This is a genomic window from Nocardioides sp. YJ-D4, assembly GCF_054031495.1.
In genome coordinates, this window is record NZ_CM132932.1 from 3,118,036 (window position 1) to 3,137,693 (window position 19,658).

Sequence of the window (19,658 nt, forward strand, 5' to 3'; positions counted from 1 at the left end):
CGCAGGCCTGTCCGGTCCTCACTGATGAGCGCCGTTCCGGATCGGCCGGAACGCGAGATGGAAGGAACACCATGAAGATCGTCGTGATCGGCGGAACTGGCCTGATCGGCTCGAAGCTCGTCCGGAAGCTGGCCGAGCACGGCCATGAAGCGGTGTCCGCGTCACCCAACTCGGGCGTGAACACCCTGACCGGCGAAGGGCTGGCCGAGGTGCTGGAGGGCGCTGACGTCCTGGTGGACGTCTCGAACTCGCCCTCGTTCGCCGACGATGCCGGGCTGGACTTCTTCCGTACGTCCACCGGGAACCTCCTCGCCGCCGAGGAGAAGGCTGGGGTCGGACACCACGTGGCCTTGTCGGTGGTCGGCACCGAGCGTCTCGCCGAGAGCGGCTACTTCCGCGCGAAGATCGAGCAGGAGAGGCTGATCAAGGAGTCTGGACGGCCGTACTCGATCGTGCACGCCACGCAGTTCTTCGAGTTCGTGGGCAGCATCGCCCAAGCGGCGACCGAGGGAAACACGGTCCGTCTGTCCGACGCGCGGATCCAGCCCATCGCAGGCGAGGATGTGGCCGCCGCGGTTGGCCGAGTCTCCGTGGGTACGCCGCTGAACGGCACGCTCGAGGTGGCCGGGCCCGAGCAGTTCGGTCTCGACGAGCTGATTCGCACCGGGCTGAGCTACCGCGGCGACGCCCGCGAGGTCGTCACCGACCCGGAGGCGCGCTACTTCGGTGCCCTGCTGGACAAGGACATGCTCTTGCCTGGCCCCGACGCGCAGCTGGCGACCACCCGGTTCGCCGACTGGCTGCCGCTGAACCCGCCGCCGGCGAAGTGACCAGCACCGATCACGATCGTCGCGCGGCGGCACTCTGAGAGCCTCTAGAGTTTGGCTGGTGCCGGACGGCGACCGAGACTCGACGGTGGGGGCGTGGGATGACGGATTCCGAGGTGCGTGATCTCGGTGACGCTGAGGATCTCGAGGCGGCGACCGCTGTCTTCACCCGGGTGCGACCGCGCCTGTTCGGGATTGCGTATCGCATGCTCAGCAGCGTCACCGAGGCCGAGGATCTGGTGCAGGACGTGTGGCTGCGCTGGCAGGCGTACGACCGATCCACGGTGGCCAACCCGGAGGCATTCTTGGCGACCACCACCACCCGGCTGGCCATCAACGTCCTGCAGTCGGCGCGGAAACGGCGTGAGACCTACATCGGGCCGTGGCTGCCCGAACCGGTTGACACCGGGGCGGACCCGTACCTGGGTGCCGAGCGGGCCGAGGCTCTGCAGTTCGCGTCTCTGCTGCTGATGGAGAGGCTCACCCCGAGCGAACGCGCCGCCTACGTCCTGCGAGAAGCCTTCGAGTACTCCTACGCGCAGATCGCGGACATCCTGTCCTCGACCGAACCAGCCGTACGTCAGCTGGTCAGCCGGGCACGCAAGCACATCGCCGGCGAGCGGCGGGCGCCGGTGGCCGCGGAAGAGCAGCGGGAGCTGCTGACCACGTTCCTCACCGCTGCCCGCGCCGGCGATCTGGCCGCGTTGGAGCGACTCTTCACGCCGGATGTGACCAGCCTGTCCGACGGCAACGGCCGGACGGGTGTCGCCCGTACGCCGCTCGTCGGCGCCGAGCGGGTCGCGAAGTTCCTCAAGGCGATCTCCACCTGGTTCTGGGAGGGCGTCGAGGTGCGCTGGACGACCACGAACGGACAGACGTCCGCCGTACTCGTCCGCGACGGCTCCGCGTACGGCCTGGTCACCGTCGACGCCACCGTCGACGGCATCGATCAGGTGCTCTGGCTGGTCAACCCCGAGAAGAACAAGGGCGTGTCCGCCGCAGGCTGAGTCGCCGAGGACACACCAGGCGACCGCGAAAGAACGGGGCACGATGTGCGCACATCCTGGGGTCCGCTCGATCGACACGACCTGGTCGTCCGCAGGTTCGCCGAAGCCTGTGGCAGGGGGGACGTCACCGCACTCACCGCCGTCCTGGGCGTCGAGGTCGTCGGCACCTGCGACGCCGGCGGACTCGTACCCGCCCCTGACGGGCCTCTGCACGGTCAGGCAGAGGTCGCCCGCCTGGTCACGATGCTGTGCGGACAGACCGGTGTCGACCTGGCAGTCGAGTCCGTCAACGGCCGCGCCGGCCTGGTCCTGCGCCATGGCTCTCGCGCCGTCGCGGTCATCGGCGCGGAGACGGCCGGGTACGAGATCGTGACGCTGTGGATCGTGCTCAACCCGGCCAAGCTGGGCGACTGGCACCGCAGCTGACCGGGCCCGCACGGCGTGTGCCGTGCGGGCCCGGTCAGCTCAGTTCAGCTCCGCGACCAGCCCTTCGCCTGGAGCTCCTGCTCGGACACGAACTCGAGCATCGGCTTGCCCGGCTCGCAGAGCATCGTGACGGTGAACCGCACCGGGATGTCGTCGCGGTTGTTGCCGTCCTGGTAGTGGATGACGTCCCCGCCCGGCTCCCAGAAGGTCTCGCCGGCACGGACGACCCGCGGCGGCTCGCCCTCGAGCTCGAACACCATCTCGCCCTCCAGTACGTAGCCGAAGGCCGGCCCGGAGTGGCGGTGCGGCGGGGTGCCGGGGTCGCCCGGCGGGTACTCGATGACGATCGTCATCGCGTGCGCCCCCTCCGGGATGAAGGGCGGTTTCGCTTCCTGAAGCACGGTCAATGACATGGGAGTCCTCCTCGATGAACGGTGCACTCGGTAGACCGGACAGCGGTGAGATCTGTGACTCCCGGGTTCGCGGTACGTCCGGGCCGACGGTCACGATGCGGGCGAGAAGAGCCGGTCCAGGTGCTGGTCGATGGCCGCGAGCGCGGCCTCGGGTTCGATCACGCCGAGCTCCAGCAGCGGCGTGAATCCGGTCAGCGAGAGGACGAGATCCGTCTCGATCGCGAGGTCGCGGTCGGCGGAGATGTGCCCATCGGCCATCGCCTCTCGGATGAGACGCTCGACCGTGTCGCGACCCTGGCGCAGGCCGACGCCGGCCACCTCGCGCAGCTCGGGGTCGTGCAGCGCCTCGAGGACGTACGCGGCGTTCATGCGGCTGGTGGCGCGAGCATCCGGGTGCAGCGGGAGCATCTCGGTGAGCACCACCCGGAGTACGTCGCGGGGATGTGGCGGCTGCGCGACCCCGGTCAGGGCGCGCGCGACCCGGTCCGAGGTCTGTTCGGCGGCGAACTCCATCGCGAAGGTCAGCATCGCGGCCCGGGACGAGAAGTAGTGCTGAAGCTGCCCGAGAGAGACATCTGCTTCGCGGGCGACCTCGCGCATGGTCGCTCGCGGCCAGCCCTGTTGCTCGACCACCCGCCACAGCGCGTGCGCGATCGCCTCTCGTCGCTCGCGGTGGTCGACCTGCTTCGGCATCCCTCGGTCCCTTCTCGTTTCAATACGCGTGACATAATACACGTGACTTATATCCGCAGAGGGAGGTGGCCGACGGTGATGCCCCACGACCCGTACGCCTTCGCGATCGACGACGCGGTCGCCGTCGCCCTCCTCGCCGACTTCCAGGTCCGGAAGGCGATCGCACGCGGCGACTTCGACGACCTGCCCGGCAGCGGTGAGCCGATCGACCTACCGGACCAGCACGATCCGGAGTGGTGGATCAGGAGCCTCATCGAGCGTGAGCACGTTGTGCTGCTGCCACCGTCGATCCAGCTCCGCAAGGACGACGCCGCGCTGGACGCGCGCCTGGATGAGCTGGCAGACGAGAAGGCCGTACGCCGCGAGATCGACGACTTCAACGCGCAGGTGATCCGCGCCCGCTATGAACCGCCGGCGGGCCCGCCGCTGATCACGATGCCACGCGACCCCGACACCACGGTGGCCGAATGGGCCGCCCGCCGCGCGGCGCGACAGAGGAGACCTCGCGAACCGGCACGCACGGATGATCGGCGACGCCGTCGGTTCCGGCTCTTCCGCCGTCGCTGAGCGCCTCGGCGAGCGCCGCGCGTTCGGTACGCTCGCTCAATGGCCGACCTCGATGCCGTCGAAGACCGGATCTGGGCGCTTCTCGCCCGTTACCGCAACGAGCTCGAGGACGCGACGATCTACGGGATGCCGTCGTTGCGCTGGCCGGGCTCGGGCGCCCATGACTACTTCGCGGCGGTCAAGCGGAGCGCGCAGAAGGTGAGCCTCTACGCGATCGCCGTCGACACCTGGCCGGAGGCGCTCGAGGGCTCGTCGGAGGCGTTCCGCAAGCGGCGTACGGGCAAGGCGACCTTCTCCTTTCCCACGTTGGACGAGGAGATGGCCGCCGAGCTCGATGGGTTCCTGGAACGGCTCTACCGGCGCTACCGCGAGCATCACGCCGGCTAGCGCACCGCTCGCTTCACCAGCTCGGTGAGCTTCTCCTCGACGGCCGGGGTCATCGACGTGACAGCGAAGACGGTCGGCCAGATGTCGCCGTCGTCGAGGTTCGCCCACTCCTGGAAGCCGACCTCGGCGTAGCGCATCTTGAACTTCCCGGCGGACTTGTAGAACGCCACGACCTTGCCGTCGGAGTTGGCGTAGGCGGGCATGCCGTACCAGGTCTTCGGGGCGAGGTCGGGCGCGTGCGTGGTGACGATCCGGTGGAGCGTCTCGCCGATCGCACGGTCGTTGTCGTCCATCGCCTCGATCTTCTCGAGGCAGTCGGCGAGGTCGGCCTCGGCCTTCTTGCTGCCGGTTCCACGCTTGGCGGCCGTACGGCGCTCGGCCGCGGCCTCCTTCATGGCTGCCTTCTCTTCCTCGGTGAACGTGGTGCTCTTCGCCATCGGTCTTCCTTCCTATCGGGTCCGTTGAGACGAGCCTAAGGAGGCAGAGGCTCCGTACGCTTCTTCGTTCCTGATCAGTCGGAGAGAGGCTTCTGGGCGAAGACGATCGCGCCCGGGACATCGTCATCGGGCCGCATGAGGAGCTCGGCCTCGATGCTGAACCCGGCCTCGCGTAGCCACTGCGAGATCTGCTCGGGCGTACGGCGATGGGTGTCGACGTTGATCGCGCGCCCGGTGTAGCCGGTGGTCGAACGCCGAGTCTCGTCGCCGACATGGAACCCGACCAGCACCGAACCGCCGGGCCGCAGCACCCGCCGGAACTCCTCGAACACTCCGGGCACCGCCGCGTCGGGGATGTGGATGACCGACCAGAACGCGAGTACGCCGCCGAGAGATCCGTCCGCCAGCGGCAGATCGGTCATCGACCCGACCTCGAACCCGAGGTCGGGATGGTCCTGCCGGGCGATGGCGATCATCTCGGGGGAGAGGTCGATCCCGAACGCGTCGACACCGAGGTCGTGCAGATGCCGGGTGACGTACCCCGGGCCACAGCCGACATCGGCCACCGGCCCGCCCTCGCGCACAGCCTCGGCGAACACCGCCAGGCCGGCGCGGAGGTACGGACGATCGTCCAGCAGGCCGCGTACCTTCTCGGCATAGCCGGCGGCATCGGTGTCGTACGACTCGCGGGTCTCGTTCAGCCAGTTGTCGGGCACAGAAATGACCCTAGGGCAGGGCGAAGCGCGAGATACTGAGGCGAGCCGCGTGGGGGCACGGCATCCAGCCGGTCTGAGAGACGAACGGACACCACCATGACCACGCACGACCGCCCGAGCAGGGCCGAGCTCCACGACCGGCCCGGATCGCTGCGGGGCACCTCCTGGGAGCTCTTCGACGACCCGTCGCGCGGGACGCCGTCCTTCGCGGACGAGGAGGCCGTGGTAGCCGCGGCCGGTCTCGTCCAGCTGGGCGAGGCCTACGGGCTGGACTACCCGATCGACGCCTTCATGCCCGGCATGTCGAGGACCGAGAAGCCGGCCGAGCACGTCATCTACGGCAACGACCCGGCTCACCGAGCCGACTACCTCGACCGTTACTACTTCCAGTCCTCGACCCAGGTCGACGGGCTGCGTCACCGGCGGGCCGACGACGTCGGCTTCTACGCCGGCACCGCTGACGAGCTGGTCATCCCGGGGACCGAGGAGATCGGCATCCAGGTCTGGGCAGATCGCCCCATCGTCAGCCGGGGAGTCCTGGTGGACATCGCCGGCCTCCTCGCCCGGCGCGAGGAGACGCTCGATCACGAGGCCGGTCAGCCGATCCCGTACGACTACATCGACCAGGCCCTCACCGCGCAGGCGATCGAGCTGCGTGCCGGTGACATCGTCATGCTCCACACCGGGTGGTGCGAGTGGTTCCTCGAGCTCACCGCCGAGCAGAAGCTGGCTCAGCAGGCCCTCGGCCGCGCCACGGGCATCGAGCAGAGCGAGGAGGTGCTCGACTGGGCGTGGGACTCCGGTCTCGCCCTGCTCGCGGCGGACACGTTCGCGGTCGAGTGCCTGCCGCCCGTGCCGGGGTCGCCCTTCGTCCAGTCGGCGCCGAACGACCGCGGCATGATGCACCAGGAGTTCCTGGCCAAGCTCGGCATGCCGCTCGGGGAGCTGTGGCGGCTCGGACCGTTGGCCCGCCGCATGGACGCGCTGCAGCGGTGGGAGGCCTTCCTCAGCGTCAAGCCGCTCAACGTCACCGGCGCCACCGGCTCACCGGCGAACGCCGTCGCGATCATCTGATCGGTGCTTCGATCGCCCGCTAGGTTGGACGGTGAACGCAGCCGTCACCGGAGCGAGGGGAGTGCCGTGCGCCGCTGGGTGCGCAGGTCCTTGTGGGACGTCGTCCCGCGCGATCACCGGCAGGGTGACGCCGCGCTACGTCGCCGCCAGCTGGTCACGGTCGGCTTCGTCCTGCTCGGCGCCGTCGTGCTCGGGATCTCGCTGCGGATCGAGCCGGGCAGCGTCTGGTTCTACCCGGCGACCTTCGCTCTCGCCGGGGTGTGGGCCGTCGGTGCCTTCGCGTCAGGGCCGCTCCATCTCGGCCGGATCGACGCATGGCGCCGGCGGGGGCAGGGAGAGCGCCGGTTCGTACGCCCCGTGCTGCCGCCGATCCTGCTCGGCCTCGGTCTGGCCGGGGTCTTCGTGATCGGCAGCCTGGTCGTGCGCGAGATCCCGTGGCTGGACCGGCAGGTGCGCTCGGTGCTCGACTTCGCCGACCAGGGCTCGCTCCCGATCCTGGTCGTGGTGACGGCCGTCAACGGGGTGGCGGAGGAGCTGTTCTTCCGCGGCGCGGTCTACGCCGCCCTACCTCGCCATCCGGTCGCCTGGACGTCGGTGGCCTACGTGATCGCGACGCTCGCGACCGGCAACGTGATGCTGGCCTTCGCCGCGATCCTGCTCGGTGTCGTGGTCGGGCTCGAACGGCGCGCGTCCGGCGGCGTACTCGCGCCGATCCTCACCCACTGTGCGTGGTCGCTGTCGATGCTGCTGGCGCTGCCGCTGCTCTTCGGCTGAGGACTCAGACGCCCTTGCCCTCGGCCAGCCGCTCGGCCAGGGCGCGTCGCACGGCCTCGCGATAGGGCAACGGCTCGCCGGGTACGACCTCAAGGATGCGCCGGTCCCGCGCGACCACCTCGGTGCTCATCGAGTCGATCAGGTTGCGCCCGGTGGTCAGGTCGATGTCGGTGACCAGCGCCAGCCAGTACGACGACAGTCGAGGCGTCAGCACCGGCACCGGGACGATGGGGGTCGTTCGGCCGGTGGCCACCTCGGAAGCGACGGTCAGCATGTCGACGTACGTCATCGCCTCGGGACCTCCGATATCGAAGATCTCGCCGACCGCGTCCTCGTTGTCGATGACACCCGCGAGGTAGCGGATCACGTCGTCGACGGCGATCGGCTGGGTCCGGGTGGCGGTCCACCTCGGCACGACCATGGCGGGGAGGTTCTTGACCAGCTGCCGGGTGAGCTCCCAGGAGACGCCGCCGTGCCCGACGACGATCGCGGCCCGCAGCACCGTGACCGGGACGCCGGCCTCGCCGAGCAGGGCTTCGACCTCGCGGCGGGAGCGCAGGTGGGGAGAGAGATCCCCGTCATCGTCGCCGAGGCCGCCCAGGTAGACGATCTGGCGCACCCCGGCCCGCTTTGCGGCCGCCCCGAAGGACCGTGCGGCCCGGGCGTCGCGCTCCTCGAAGTCGTCGTGGTCGAGCGAGTGCACCAGATAGACCGCCACATCGACACCGTCGAGCGCGGTCGTCAGGGTGGCGGGGTCGTTGACGTCGGCCCCCACCGGTACGCCGGGGCCGTCGTAGTCGTCCGGGCGCCGGGTCATCGCATGCACCGTGGTGCCGCGTCGGGTCAGCTCCGCGACCAGCCGCTGACCGATGAAGCCGGTCGCGCCGGTGACGAGCACGGTGGGCGAGGTCTCCATGGGGTCGAGCCTACGGACGCGACGGGTCGACCGGTCGGCAATCCTGTCCGCAGCCGTCCTCGGGCACGGGTCCAGAGGCGTGCGATGCCGGCCGGTGCAGCACGGCGCCGGTCGGCGTCACGAGGACGTCGGATCCCTCGACACGGCCGGTGCCGTCGACGATCAGCGCATGGTCGCGCGGCGTGAGCGGGGCGTACGTCAGGGTCAGGACCGGGTTCGCGGCCAGGTTGGCACGGGTGCCGCCGCCGGGATCCGAGATCCGCAGCGTCGAGCCCTCGACGACCGGGTCGACGACCACGACCTTGATCCGCTCGCCCGCGGTGGTCAGCAGGAAGCCGCTGCCGAACCGCTCGAGGGTCGAGGCGAGATCGGGCAGCGCGACCGGGATGCTCATGTCTCTCACCTTAGTCCCGAGGGGGATTTCAGAGCGCTGCTCTGTTACTGTCGGAGCAGCCAGAACCCGGCGGGATGACGTACGGGTCTCGAACGAAGGAGCAGCATCGTGGTCACCATCTCCAGCGACGGACCGGTATGGACACTCGACCTCGGGGACGACGAGAACCGCTTCTCGCCCGACTGGCTCGAGGCGGTCGGCTCGGCGCTCGACCAGATCGAGTCGGCGACCGAGCCGGCGGTGCTGGTCACGATCGGCGGCGGCAAGTTCTACTCCAATGGGCTCGACCTGGAGTGGCTGGGGCAGAACTTCGACCAGCACGATGCGTACGTCGCCCGGGTCCAGGACCTCTTCGCGCGCATCCTCACGTTGCCGGTCCCGACGGTCGCCGCGGTCAACGGACACGCGTTCGGCGCGGGTGCCATGCTGGCGATGGCCCATGACTACCGCGTGATGCGTGAGGACCGCGGCTACTTCTGCTTCCCCGAGGTCGACATCCACATCCCCTTCACCGTGGGGATGAATGCCCTCGTCACCAGCAAGCTGACCCCGCGCACGGCGCTCGACGCGATGGCGACCGGGCGCCGCTACGGCGGAGCTGACGCCGCGGCGGTGGGCATCATCGACGCCACCGCCTCGTCGGAGAAGCTGTTCGAGGCGGCCGCCGGCTTCGTACGCGATCTGGCGGGCAAGGACCGCGCCACCCTCGGCACGATCAAGGCCCGGATGTTCGCAGATGTCGTCACGGCGCTCGGCGCCGGCAACGGCGACCCTGCCTGATCCCGGCATGGGGCGCCCACGGCAGTACGACCTCGCCGACCTTCTCGCGCATGCCCGGGATCTCTGGATCGGGCGAGGCGTCGACGGCCTGACGATCCGAGCGCTGAGCGCGGCGTCGGGTGCGTCCAACGGAGCGGTCTACCACGCGTTCGGGTCGCGCGACGGCCTCCTGGCCCGGGTCTGGGCCGAGGAGGCCGGCCGCTTCCTCACGTTCCAGCGCGACCGAGTCGCGGAGGCGATGCGGGAGGGCGATGCGACCGAGGCGCTGGTCGCGGCCGCACTCGCCCCCGCGGCGTACGCGACGGACGACGAGGACGGCGCCCGGCTCCTGCTGGCCGCGACCGCGGACGATCTGCTGACCTCGGAGCTCGACGAGGAGGGACGTACGCAGCTGCTCGGCCTCCAGAAGGAGCTCGGTGCCCTCCTCGTCGAGCTCGCCTCCGCGCTGTGGGAGCGGGACGACCGTGCCGCAGTCACGAGTGTGCGTCACTGCGTGGTCACGTTGCCCGGGGCACTGCTGCTGAACGCCGACCGCATCACCGACCCGCTTGCTCGGCATGCCCTCGAGCACGCGGTCCGTGGCATCGCGGCCGTGTCACCACCGAACCGGCGCTGAGGGAGGATGGGGAGGTGACCCGCCCCGACTCCGCGTACCGCTCGGACTGCTCACGATGCGCCGGCCTGTGCTGCGTCGCACTGTCCTTCACCCGCTCGGCGGACTTCCCCGAGGACAAGGCGGCCGGCGATCCGTGTCGCCACCTCGGCCCCGACTTCGGGTGCGGGATCCACGACCGGCTGCGCGACCGCGGCTACAACGGATGCACGGTCTTCGAGTGCTCCGGCGCCGGTCAGCAGGTCACCCAGGTGACCTTCGGCGGCGCGGACTGGCGTACGGAGCCAGACCTGCGGCAGAGCATGTTCGACGTCTTCGACGTGATGCGGCAGCTCCACGAGATGCTAGCCCTGCTCGAGGAGGCAGCATGGCGCGGCACCGCGACCGACCTCTCCGAGGCGACCGAGCTGGTGTCCGCGGCGGCGGGCGGCGCCGCCGAGCAGGTCCTCGCCACCGACATCCCTGCCCTCCGCACGGTCGTCGGGACTGCGCTCCGGCAGGTGAGTGCGGAGGTACGCCGCCCCGCCGGCCCTGCGCTGAGCGGTGCCGATCTCGTCGGCCGGGACCTGCGCCGGCGAGACCTGCGGCGCGCTGACCTGCGGAGCGCTCTCCTCATCTCCGCCGACCTGAGCCGCGTGGACCTGGCCGATGCCGACCTGCTCGGCGCCGACCTCCGCGATGCCGCGGTCGCCGGTGCGGACCTGACCCGCGCGCTCTTCCTCGGCCAGGCGCAGGTCAACGCCATGCGTGGAGACGCGAGCACGCGCCTGCCGGACGGCCTCGCCCGCCCGGCGCACTGGAGATAGACGACACCCTGGAAAACGGGCGAGAGCGGCAGCCTGGATCCGGCTGCCGCTCTCGCGTGGTCGTGACGGATCAGGCCAGCGTGGCCGTGTCGATCACGAAGCGGTAGCGCACGTCGGAGGCCAGGACCCGGGCGTACGCCTCGTTGATCTGGTCTGCCGAGATCACCTCGATCTCGGAGCCGATGTTGTGCTCGGCGCAGAAGTCGAGCATCTCCTGGGTCAGCGCGATGCCGCCGATCATCGAGCCGGCGAAGTTGCGCCGGTTGGTGATCAGCGAGAACACGTTGACGCTCAGCGGCTCCGCGGGGGCGCCGACGTTGACCATCGTGCCGTCCACGGCGAGGAGGCCGAGGTAGGCGTCGAGGTCGATCTTCGCGCTGACCGTGTTCACGATCAGGTCGAACGAGCTGGCCAGCTGCTCGAAGGTCGCCGGGTCGGAGGTGGCGTAGTAGTGGTCCGCGCCGAGCCGCAGCCCGTCCTCCTGCTTCTTCAGCGACTGCGAGAGCACGGTGACCTCGGCGCCCATCGCGTGGGCGATCTGGACGCCCATGTGGCCCAGCCCGCCGAGACCGACGATCGCGACCTTCTTGCCGGGGCCGGCGCCCCACTTCTTCAGGGGCGCGTACGTGGTGATGCCGGCACACAGCAGCGGCGTCGCGGCCGCCGCGTCCATGCCCTCGGGCACCTTGAGCGCGAAGTGGGCGTCGACGACGACGTGGGTCGAGTAGCCGCCCTGGGTGAACGAACCGTCGCGGTCCTTCGCGGCGTACGTCCCGACGCCGCCGCCCGGGGTCGAGCAGTGCTGCTCGTCGCCGTTGCGGCAGTTGTCGCACTCGCGGCACGAGTTCACGAAGCAGCCGACGCCGACGCGGTCGCCGACCTGGTGGTTGGTGACCGACGAGCCGACCTCGGTGACGCGACCGACGATCTCGTGGCCCGGGACGACCGGGAACGGCTGCGGGCCCCAGTCACCGTTGACGGTGTGGATGTCGGAGTGGCAGATGCCGGCGAACTCGATCGCGATGAGGACGTCGTTGGCGCCCACCTCACGGCGCTCGATGGTGGTCGGGGCCAGCGGCTCGCCGGCGGAAGGTGCTGCGTACGCGTTGACGCGCATGGGGTTCTCCTGAGTCTGAGATGGGTGTGGATCAGTGGTTCTCGCGGCCGCGGATCTGATCGGCCAGCGTGTGTGCCTGCGCGCCGATCTCCTCGGCGCGCGCCTCGTCGCCGGCCGCGACGGCTCGCCAGTAGTCGGTCTTGAGACCGACGTACGTCCGACGCAGCTCGAGGTTCTCGGCCTCGCGGGCGAGGTGTGCGGCGTGCTCGGTGAGCATGTCGATCTGCTCGGCGGCACCGTCGCGACCGAGGCGGCTGTTGGTGACGTACGTCCTCATGTCGTCGATCGAGAGGCCGATCGCGGCCAGGCAGGCGACGCCGGTCAGCTGGTCCAGGTCGGTCTCGTCATAGACCCGGTGGCCGCTGCTCGCGCCGCGGCTGACCGGCGAGATCAGCCCGATCGTCTCGTAGTAGCGCAAGGTGCTGGCCGGCAGTCCGGTCAGCGTCGCCACCTCTCGGATCGTGTACGTCCGAGTCGTTGATGCAGTCACGCCGATGACGCTAAGAACTTCAAGTACTTGAAGTCAAAGGGATGATTTATCGACTTGTGTATTTGGCTTGCCGGGCGCCCGAGAGCCGGGCGTACATTGCGATCATGGCCATCCGCACCCATGCCGGCGTCGACAGCTACCTCGACGGTCTGCCGGAGTGGCAGCGCGACATCTGCCGCCAGCTGCGCGAGATCATCCACGACGCCGACCCCGAGATCGAGGAGACGATCAAGCGGACGGTCCAGCCCTACTTCGTGCTGCAGGGCAACGTGTGCGCGCTTCTCGCCACCAAGGACCACGTCAACCTGTTCCTCTACGACCCGACCGTCCCCGATCCGGCGGGGATCATCAACCAGGGCCACGGCAACGCCACCGGGCGAGCCATCCAGATCTACCGGGACGAGCCGATCGACCGTCCGGCGCTGACCGAGCTGCTGCGCGCCATCGTCGCCAACAACCGGGCCGGCGGCTGGCGCCGCCTGCAGAAGGGCTGACCCCCGCGACCAGCGCATTTCGCGTTCCTGTCGGGTCCGATCAGGCCCAGCGGAAAAAGATCGAAACTTCCGCTTGACCTTGACCCAGCGTCAACCCTCGACGCTATTCGACATGAACCCGACACCAGCAATCCAGATCGCCGGACTGACCAAGTCCTACGGCGACGTACACGTCCTCCAGGGCGTCGACATGAGCGTCGAGAAGGGGAGCATCTTCGCCCTCCTCGGCTCCAACGGCGCCGGCAAGACCACGACCGTGAAGATCCTGGCCACGCTGCTCAAGGCGGACGGCGGCCAGGCGACGGTCAACGGCTTCGACGTCGCGACTCAGGCGAACGACGTACGTGGCTCCATCAGCCTCACCGGCCAGTTCGCCGCCGTCGACGAGATCCTGACCGGTCGCGAGAACCTCATCCTGATCGCCAAGCTGCTCCGCCAGAAGAACCCGGGCGCGATCGCCGACGAGCTCCTCGCCCGGTTCTCGCTCACCGAGGCCGGCAACCGCAAGGTCGCGACGTACTCCGGTGGCATGCGCCGCCGGGTCGACATCGCGATGAGCCTGATCAGCAACCCGCCGGTGATCTTCCTCGACGAGCCGACCACCGGTCTCGACCCGGAGGCCCGGATCGAGGTGTGGCAGGCGGTCAAGGAGCTCGCCGACGGCGGCACGACGGTCCTGCTCACCACCCAGTACCTCGAAGAGGCCGAGCAGCTCGCCGATCGGATCGCGATCCTCCACGAGGGCCGCATCATCGCCAACGGAACCCTCGCCGAACTCAAGGCGATGTTCCCGCCGGCCAAGCAGGAGTACGTCGAGAAGCAGCCGTCCCTCGAGGAGATCTTCCTCGCCATCACCAGCAAGTCCAACGGCACGTCCGCCAGCACGAACAACGTGAAGGAGTCACGATGACCACCCGATTCTTCGGCGACACCGCCGTCCTGCTCGGCCGCTCCCTGCGACACATCGGCCGCAGCCCCGACACCATCGTCACCACCGCGATCACACCGGTCGCGATGATGCTCATGTTCGTGTACGTCTTCGGCGGCGCGATCGACACCGGCTCGCACGAGAGCTACGTCAGCTATCAGCTACCCGGCATCCTGTTGATCACCATCGCCTCCGGCATCGCCTACACCGCCTACCGTCTGTTCCAGGACAAGAACGGCGGCATGTTCGACCGGTTCCAGTCGATGCCGATCGCCAGGTCCGCGGTGCTGTGGGGTCACGTGCTCACCTCCGTGGTCGCGAACATGATCTCGCTGGTCGTGGTGGTGCTGGTCGCCCTGCTGATGGGCTTCCGCACCGGCGCGAGCGTGCTCGACTGGCTCGCGGTCGTCGGCATCCTGGCCCTGTTCACCCTCGCGCTGACCTGGCTCGCGGTGATCCCGGGCCTGACCGCCGGCACGGTCGAGGGAGCCAGCGCGTTCTCGTACCCGCTGATCTTCCTGCCCTTCCTCAGCTCGGCGTTCGTGCCGACCGACACCATGCCCGGCCCGGTGCGAGCCTTTGCCGAGCACCAGCCGGTCACCTCGATCGTCGACTCCATCCGGGCGATCTTCTCCGGTCAGGAGCTGGGCAACGAGCTCTGGATCGCACTGGCCTGGTGCGTCGGCCTCCTGGTCGTCGCGTACGTCCTGGCCACCAGCGCCTACCGCCGCAAGTTCGCCTGACCGATCCGAACCATCCGAACTATCCGACAAATTCATAAGACAGCGACGGCTGGTCGAGGGCACCATTCGGGGATGCTCACGATCAGCCAGCTGGCGTCCTACGCCGGGGTCACCGTTCGGGCCGTGCGCCACTACCACGCCAAAGGATTGCTGGTGGAGCCCGAGCGCGACCACTCGGGCTACCGACGCTACGACGCCGCTGCTGTGGTCGACCTGATCAAGATCCGCATCCTCGCCGACGCCGGCGTCCCGCTCTCCCGTGTCAAGGAGCTGCTGGACGCCGGCGACGACGATTTCAAGACCGCGGTCGCCGAGATCGACAAGCGCCTTCGGCTCGAGATCCGCGAGCGCCAGGGCCACCGCGAGCGGATCGCCCGGCTCGTCCACGGCGACGGGCTGGCCCTCCCGCCCGAGGCGGTCGCCTACCTGGAACGGATGCGGGAGCTCGGCATCCCGGAGCGGATGATCGAGGGTGAACGCGACGCCTGGATCCTCGTCGCCGCCCAGCAGCCGCAGAGCATGGAGGCCTTCATCCGCAACAAGGTCGGCCAGCTCGACGACCCCTCCGTCGTGGAGACCTATCGCGAGATGGAGGCCATGCTCGACTGGGAGCCCGGCGACCCTCGTCTCGAGACCATCGCCGACCAGATCGTCGCCCAGATGGACGCGGTATCCGACGAGGACTGGGCCGCCTACGTCGACGGCGACCAGGCCATGCCCGACGAGCTCGCCGCCCTGCTCGACGCCATGTTCGTCGAGCAGGTCCCTGTCGCCCGCGACCTCATGCGCCTGGTCGAGAAGCGTGGTTACACCGGCTGGACCAAGCTCGAGCGCATCAAGGAATAGACGACGTACGCCGCGACTGGTCCGAGCGCCAGTTGCTCGGGCTGCAGCCGTACCTGCCGCGGAACCACCGGGTGAAGTTGCTCGGGGCCGAGAAGGACAGGAGCTCGGAGATCTCGGTCAGCGTGTAGCGCCCGCCGGCGAGCATACGCTCGGCGAGCGCTGAGCGGGTCTCATCGAGCAGCGAGGAGAAGGTCAGGTCGTACGCCGCGAGCCGCCGATGCACCGTGCGGCGGTCGACTCCGAGACTGCGCGCAACCTGTTCGATCGAGCACCGTCCGGTCGGTAGCAAGACCTCGATCAGCTCGCGAACCCGGTCCGGCACCGTGCCCACGCGCGAGGGTTCGAGCGACTCCAGGAGTTGGTGGGCGTACTGGTGAAGGCCCGGATCGGCCATCCTGTTCGGGGTCGAGAGGTCCGCCGCGGAGAAGACCAGGCCGTGGAACTCATGGTCGAAGGTGACCGCCGTGCCGAACATGCGCCGATGGGTCGCGATGTCGGCCGGCGGATGGTGGGCGAAGCAGACCGCGAGCGGACGCCACCCAGAACCCAGGAATCCGCTGAGCAGACGGTGCAGCACAGCGACGGCCAGCTCGATCGCCTGGCGTGACTCCGCCGGCTCCCCGAGGTCCAGGTCGACCCGGATCGTCGCCGTCCCGCCGGACTCGGTGAGCCGGGTGCGCAGCGACTCGTTGTACATGTGCTCGTAGCGGCTCAGGATGCGCAGGGTGCTGCGTACGTCCGGCTCCTCCCGGACGACCAGGCTGACCGGTCCCAGGTTGGAGAATCGGCGCAGCTCTGCGAGCCGTAGCCCGAAGTCGGCGTGGTTCGACTCCCGCGCCGACAGCTCCAGGAGCGTGGCGACGGCGACCGCGGGAACCCACCGGTCCGGCATTCCGAGCCCGGCCGGGTCGAGGCCGCAGCGCCTGAGCAGGTCGCTCGGATCGAGCCCGAGCGACCTGCTGAGGTCGGCGTACCCGTTGAGGGCTGCATAGCGAGCGAGTGGCTTCACACGTCCTCCGGGTGTCCCTGAATGACAAGCAACATGTCCCGTCAGGATAAGCGACGACCGACTTCGATCCCTAGTGTTGCGTGCGTCACATTGCTGGTCGGAGGAGGTTTCACATGGAACATGCCGTACGGATCGAGAAGACCGGAGGCCCCGAGGTCATGCGCTGGGTGCCCGTCGAGGTGGGCGACCCCGGGCCGGGCGAAGTCCGGATTCGCCATGCAGCGGTCGGGCTCAACTTCGCCGACACCTACTTCCGCACCGGGCTCTACCCGGCTCCGCTCCCGAACGGCCTCGGTGTCGAGGGCGCCGGGGTGATCGAGGCCGTGGGACCGGGGGTCGCCGACTTCGAGCCGGGCGACCGGGTGACCTACACCGGCAGCCCGTTGGGTGCGTACAGCACCGCGCGGGTGATGCCGGCCGACTCCTTGATCAGGCTTCCCGACAACATCGACTTCGAGACCGCGGCGGCGATGACGATGCGCGGCCTGACGACCGCCTACCTGCTTCGTCGCATCCATCCGCTGGAGGCCGGGGACACCGTCCTGCTCCATGCCGCGGCCGGCGGGGTGGGTCTGCTCTTCTGCCAGTGGGCCGCGCTGCTCGGGATCCGGGTGATCGGGACCGTCTCGACGCACGAGAAGGCCGAGGTCGCTCGCGCCCACGGCTGCAGCGAGGTCATCGTCTACCGCGAGCAGGATGTGGCGGCCGAGGTACGCCGTCTCACCGACGGCGCGGGTGTGCCGGTGGTCTACGACAGCATCGGTGCGACCACCTTCGAGACATCCCTGGACTCGCTGGCTCGCCGGGGCCTACTGGTCTGCTTCGGCACAGCCTCCGGCCCGATCCCCCAGATCGACGCGATGAAGCTCGCCGTCAAGGGATCCCTGTTCGTCACCCGGCCGGCGCTGGCCGACTACATCGCCGACTCGGCCGAGCGCGCCGCGCTGGCCGGAGAGCTCTTCGACCACGTCGGATCCGGCCGGATCCGCGTCGAGATCAACCAGCGCTACGACCTGGCCGACTGCGTCGAGGCCCACCACGACCTCGAGGCCGGCCGCACCGTCGGCTCCTCGGTCTTCAAGGTCTGAGGCCCCGGCCGACATCCATCCACACCGCACACGACGTGGCCCCGCCACGCCGGCGGTCAGCCCTACCCACAGACAGCCCTACCCACAGACAGGGGAGAAACCATGTCCACCACCTACCCCGACCGCCTCGCGACGGCCGACGAGCCCGGCTCCAGGTTCGAGGTCGAGCCGCTGACCTGCAGCATCGGCGCGGAGCTGTCCGGAGTCGATCTCGCCGAGGTCGCCCACGACGACGCCCTCTTCGGCGAGCTCAAGGCGTTGCTGCTGCGCCACAAGGTCGTCTTCTTCCGAGAGCAGGACATCACTCGCGCCGACCACGTCGCACTGGCCGAGCGGTTCGGGCGGCTCGAGGACCACCCGGTCGTCGGCTCCGACCCTGACCATCCCGGCCTGGTCCGGATCTACAAGGACCTCGACAGCCCGCCCGAGCGGTTCGAGAACGCCTACCACTGCGATGCCACCTGGCGGATGAACCCGCCGATGGGAGCAGTCCTGCGCTGCATCGAGGGACCCGAGGTCGGCGGGGACACGATCTGGGTCGACATGGCGCTCGCCTACGAGCAGCTGCCCGAGGAGGTCAAGGCCAAGATCGCCGGCCTCCGGGCGCGGCACAGCATCGAGGCGACCTTCGGCGCCCGCCTGCCGATCGAGGACCGGCTCGCGCTCAAGGAACGGTTTCCCGACGCCGAGCATCCGGTGGTGCGCACCCATCCGGAGACCGGCGAAAAGATCCTGTTCGTCAACAGCTTCACCACACACCTGACCAACTTCCACACCGCCGAGAACGTACGCACCGGCATCGACTACGCGCCGGGCGCCGGCGAGCTGCTCCGCTACCTCACCAGCCGGGCAGGCATTCCCGAGTACCAGGTGCGCTGGCGCTGGACCAAGAACAGCTTCGCGATCTGGGACAACCGGTCCACCCAGCATTACGCCGTCCAGGACTACTGGCCCGCCGTCCGGCGGATGGAGCGCGCCGGGATCGTCGGCGACCGCCCCTTCTGAGCTCCTCCGAGCTCTGCCCGAATCGACACCACCTCACCCGAAAGAGAGACCGATCATGCACTTCCACGACGACGCCCTGTTCCCCGAGCTCCAGGACAAGCTGGTCATCACCGCCGCCCCGTACGGCCCCGAGTGGGAGCCGGACGACTTCCGCGAGGACCTGCCCCTGACCATGGAGGAGCACATCCAGCAGGCGGTGGACTGCTTCGAGGCCGGTGCCACCGTCCTCCACATCCACGTCCGCGAGCTCGACGGCAAGGGCTCCAAGCGCCTCTCCAAGTTCAACGAGCTGCTCGCCGGCCTGCGCGAGGCCGTCCCGGAGATGATCTTGCAGGTGGGCGGCTCGATCTCGTTCGCCCCCGAGGGCGAGGGTGCGGACGCCAAGTGGCTCTCCGACGACACCCGGCACATGCTCGCCGAGCTGGACCCGAAGCCCGACCAGGTCACCATCGCGATCAACACCAGCCAGATGAACATCATGGAGCTGATGACCGCCGACGACATCGCCGGCACCTCCATGGAGCGCCCCGAGCTCGCCGAGGCCTACCGCGAAATGACGGTCCCGGCCGGTCCCGCCTGGGTCGAGGAGCACCTGCGACGACTGCAGGCCAACGGCATCCAGCCGCACTTCCAGCTTTCCAGCATCCCCCAGCTGGAGACCGTCGAGCGACTGATCCGCCGCGGCGTCTACACCGGGCCGCTCAACCTGACCTGGGTCGGCATCGGCGGCGGCTTCGACGGCCCCAACCCCTACAACATCATGAACTTCATCCAGCGGGTCCCCGACGGTGCGTGCCTGACCTTGGAGACGCTCATGCGCAGCGTACTTCCGGTCAACGCGATGGCTATCGCGATGGGGCTGCACACCCGGTGCGGCAACGAGGACACGATCTGGGGCCGCAAGGGGGAGAAGCACACCTCGGTCGAGCAGATCAGGCAGCTGGTCCGGATCGCCGACGAGCTCGGCCGCGAGGTCGCCGACGCCAAGGACGCTCACGACATCTACCGGATCGGCCAGACGTACGCGGATGCCGACGAGACCCTGGCCAAGCTGGGCTACGCGCCGAACCGCCGACCCGGCCAGGTCGGCTTCACCCAGCACGCGTAG

Annotated in this window: 26 protein-coding genes; 17 read left to right on the top strand and 9 right to left on the bottom strand. The window is 69.1% G+C overall.

Features of this window, described 5'->3' with window-relative positions; genetic code table 11:
• The first annotated feature begins 71 nt into the window (after positions 1 to 71).
• The 3 genes from ACW14X_RS14780 (at position 72) to ACW14X_RS14790 (ending at position 2,260) form a co-directional block, all read left to right on the top strand.
• Positions 72 to 830, top strand: a complete 759-nt coding sequence (locus tag ACW14X_RS14780; RefSeq protein ID WP_457162482.1) for an SDR family oxidoreductase — start codon at positions 72 to 74, stop codon at positions 828 to 830.
• A 98-nt stretch (positions 831 to 928) separates the two neighbouring features.
• Positions 929 to 1,834, top strand: coding sequence for an RNA polymerase sigma-70 factor (locus ACW14X_RS14785; protein ID WP_457162483.1), 906 nt, complete (start codon positions 929 to 931; stop codon positions 1,832 to 1,834).
• 45 nt (positions 1,835 to 1,879) lie between these two features.
• Positions 1,880 to 2,260 carry a hypothetical protein gene (locus ACW14X_RS14790; RefSeq protein WP_457162484.1) on the top strand — a complete coding sequence of 127 codons (381 nt, stop codon included), beginning with the start codon at positions 1,880 to 1,882 and terminating at the stop codon, positions 2,258 to 2,260.
• Between the two features lie 44 nt (positions 2,261 to 2,304).
• Here the strand turns inward: ACW14X_RS14790 and ACW14X_RS14795 are convergent, their stop codons facing one another.
• Positions 2,305 to 2,673 (bottom strand): cupin domain-containing protein, encoded by a 369-nt coding sequence (locus ACW14X_RS14795; RefSeq protein ID WP_400458374.1) that lies wholly within the window; start codon positions 2,671 to 2,673, stop codon positions 2,305 to 2,307.
• A 90-nt stretch (positions 2,674 to 2,763) separates the two neighbouring features.
• Complete coding sequence (locus tag ACW14X_RS14800) at positions 2,764 to 3,366, bottom strand: TetR/AcrR family transcriptional regulator (protein ID WP_457162485.1); 603 nt, start codon at positions 3,364 to 3,366, stop codon at positions 2,764 to 2,766.
• Positions 3,367 to 3,444: 78 nt separating this feature from the next.
• On the opposite strand from ACW14X_RS14800, the gene ACW14X_RS14805 reads away from it, so the two are divergent.
• Together ACW14X_RS14805 and ACW14X_RS14810 are read left to right on the top strand one after the other, a co-directional pair.
• Positions 3,445 to 3,933, top strand: coding sequence for a DnaJ family domain-containing protein (locus ACW14X_RS14805; RefSeq protein ID WP_457162486.1), 489 nt, complete (start codon positions 3,445 to 3,447; stop codon positions 3,931 to 3,933).
• A 39-nt stretch (positions 3,934 to 3,972) separates the two neighbouring features.
• On the top strand, positions 3,973 to 4,320 hold the full coding sequence (locus ACW14X_RS14810; RefSeq protein WP_457162487.1) for a hypothetical protein: 348 nt from the start codon (positions 3,973 to 3,975) through the stop codon (positions 4,318 to 4,320).
• Here the strand turns inward: ACW14X_RS14810 and ACW14X_RS14815 are convergent.
• Complete coding sequence (locus ACW14X_RS14815) at positions 4,317 to 4,757, bottom strand: iron chaperone (RefSeq protein WP_350717635.1); 441 nt, start codon at positions 4,755 to 4,757, stop codon at positions 4,317 to 4,319. The genes ACW14X_RS14810 and ACW14X_RS14815 overlap by 4 nt on opposite strands.
• 74 nt (positions 4,758 to 4,831) lie before the next feature.
• A complete protein-coding gene (locus ACW14X_RS14820; protein WP_400458369.1) occupies positions 4,832 to 5,473 on the bottom strand; it encodes a class I SAM-dependent methyltransferase in 642 nt (213 codons plus the stop codon).
• A gap of 96 nt (positions 5,474 to 5,569) precedes the next feature.
• Between ACW14X_RS14820 and ACW14X_RS14825 the strand changes: the two genes are divergently transcribed.
• A complete protein-coding gene (locus tag ACW14X_RS14825; RefSeq protein ID WP_457162488.1) occupies positions 5,570 to 6,547 on the top strand; it encodes a cyclase family protein in 978 nt (325 codons plus the stop codon).
• Between the two features lie 66 nt (positions 6,548 to 6,613).
• On the top strand, positions 6,614 to 7,321 hold the full coding sequence (locus ACW14X_RS14830) for a CPBP family intramembrane glutamic endopeptidase (RefSeq protein WP_457162489.1): 708 nt from the start codon (positions 6,614 to 6,616) through the stop codon (positions 7,319 to 7,321).
• A 4-nt stretch (positions 7,322 to 7,325) separates the two neighbouring features.
• On the opposite strand, the gene ACW14X_RS14835 is transcribed toward ACW14X_RS14830, so the two are convergent.
• Together ACW14X_RS14835 and ACW14X_RS14840 are read right to left on the bottom strand one after the other, a co-directional pair.
• Positions 7,326 to 8,237, bottom strand: a complete 912-nt coding sequence (locus ACW14X_RS14835) for an NAD(P)H-binding protein (protein ID WP_160026167.1) — start codon at positions 8,235 to 8,237, stop codon at positions 7,326 to 7,328.
• 10 nt (positions 8,238 to 8,247) lie between these two features.
• Positions 8,248 to 8,631 (bottom strand): pyridoxamine 5'-phosphate oxidase, encoded by a 384-nt coding sequence (locus ACW14X_RS14840; protein WP_160026168.1) that lies wholly within the window; start codon positions 8,629 to 8,631, stop codon positions 8,248 to 8,250.
• A 108-nt stretch (positions 8,632 to 8,739) separates the two neighbouring features.
• Here ACW14X_RS14840 and ACW14X_RS14845 point away from each other — a divergent pair, with 108 nt between their 5' ends.
• From ACW14X_RS14845 to ACW14X_RS14855, 3 genes are read left to right on the top strand one after another with little or no spacing between them, the layout of a single operon-like run.
• Positions 8,740 to 9,411 (top strand): enoyl-CoA hydratase-related protein, encoded by a 672-nt coding sequence (locus ACW14X_RS14845; protein ID WP_457162490.1) that lies wholly within the window; start codon positions 8,740 to 8,742, stop codon positions 9,409 to 9,411.
• Positions 9,412 to 9,418: 7 nt separating this feature from the next.
• Positions 9,419 to 10,027 (top strand): TetR/AcrR family transcriptional regulator, encoded by a 609-nt coding sequence (locus ACW14X_RS14850; protein WP_457162491.1) that lies wholly within the window; start codon positions 9,419 to 9,421, stop codon positions 10,025 to 10,027.
• Between the two features lie 14 nt (positions 10,028 to 10,041).
• Positions 10,042 to 10,830 (top strand): pentapeptide repeat-containing protein, encoded by a 789-nt coding sequence (locus ACW14X_RS14855; protein WP_457162492.1) that lies wholly within the window; start codon positions 10,042 to 10,044, stop codon positions 10,828 to 10,830.
• A 70-nt stretch (positions 10,831 to 10,900) separates the two neighbouring features.
• On the opposite strand, the gene ACW14X_RS14860 is transcribed toward ACW14X_RS14855, so the two are convergent.
• The gene (locus ACW14X_RS14860) at positions 10,901 to 11,947 is read right to left on the bottom strand and encodes an NAD(P)-dependent alcohol dehydrogenase (RefSeq protein ID WP_350837802.1); all 1,047 of its coding nucleotides are present in this window, start codon (positions 11,945 to 11,947) and stop codon (positions 10,901 to 10,903) included.
• A 31-nt stretch (positions 11,948 to 11,978) separates the two neighbouring features.
• Entirely contained in the window at positions 11,979 to 12,437 is a 459-nt protein-coding gene (locus tag ACW14X_RS14865) for a MerR family transcriptional regulator (RefSeq protein WP_350837804.1), read from the bottom strand.
• Between the two features lie 104 nt (positions 12,438 to 12,541).
• Here ACW14X_RS14865 and ACW14X_RS14870 point away from each other — a divergent pair, with 104 nt between their 5' ends.
• The 4 genes from ACW14X_RS14870 (at position 12,542) to ACW14X_RS14885 (ending at position 15,448) form a co-directional block, all read left to right on the top strand.
• A complete protein-coding gene (locus ACW14X_RS14870) occupies positions 12,542 to 12,931 on the top strand; it encodes a DUF1801 domain-containing protein (protein ID WP_457162493.1) in 390 nt (129 codons plus the stop codon).
• A gap of 112 nt (positions 12,932 to 13,043) precedes the next feature.
• The gene (locus tag ACW14X_RS14875; RefSeq protein WP_160026175.1) at positions 13,044 to 13,841 is read left to right on the top strand and encodes an ABC transporter ATP-binding protein; all 798 of its coding nucleotides are present in this window, start codon (positions 13,044 to 13,046) and stop codon (positions 13,839 to 13,841) included.
• Positions 13,838 to 14,602 carry an ABC transporter permease gene (locus ACW14X_RS14880; protein WP_350717659.1) on the top strand — a complete coding sequence of 255 codons (765 nt, stop codon included), beginning with the start codon at positions 13,838 to 13,840 and terminating at the stop codon, positions 14,600 to 14,602. The genes ACW14X_RS14875 and ACW14X_RS14880 overlap by 4 nt, the downstream gene beginning before the upstream one ends.
• Before the next feature lie 72 nt (positions 14,603 to 14,674).
• Positions 14,675 to 15,448 (top strand): MerR family transcriptional regulator, encoded by a 774-nt coding sequence (locus ACW14X_RS14885; protein ID WP_350837809.1) that lies wholly within the window; start codon positions 14,675 to 14,677, stop codon positions 15,446 to 15,448.
• Here the strand turns inward: ACW14X_RS14885 and ACW14X_RS14890 are convergent.
• Complete coding sequence (locus ACW14X_RS14890; RefSeq protein ID WP_160026178.1) at positions 15,438 to 16,457, bottom strand: AraC family transcriptional regulator; 1,020 nt, start codon at positions 16,455 to 16,457, stop codon at positions 15,438 to 15,440. The two genes, ACW14X_RS14885 and ACW14X_RS14890, sit on opposite strands and share 11 nt — an antisense overlap.
• A 113-nt stretch (positions 16,458 to 16,570) precedes the next feature.
• Here ACW14X_RS14890 and ACW14X_RS14895 point away from each other — a divergent pair, with 113 nt between their 5' ends.
• From ACW14X_RS14895 to ACW14X_RS14905, 3 genes are all read left to right on the top strand, one after another.
• The gene (locus ACW14X_RS14895; RefSeq protein WP_457162494.1) at positions 16,571 to 17,545 is read left to right on the top strand and encodes a quinone oxidoreductase family protein; all 975 of its coding nucleotides are present in this window, start codon (positions 16,571 to 16,573) and stop codon (positions 17,543 to 17,545) included.
• Positions 17,546 to 17,647: 102 nt separating this feature from the next.
• Complete coding sequence (locus tag ACW14X_RS14900; RefSeq protein WP_160026180.1) at positions 17,648 to 18,550, top strand: TauD/TfdA family dioxygenase; 903 nt, start codon at positions 17,648 to 17,650, stop codon at positions 18,548 to 18,550.
• A 55-nt stretch (positions 18,551 to 18,605) separates the two neighbouring features.
• A complete protein-coding gene (locus tag ACW14X_RS14905; protein ID WP_350837817.1) occupies positions 18,606 to 19,658 on the top strand; it encodes a BKACE family enzyme in 1,053 nt (350 codons plus the stop codon).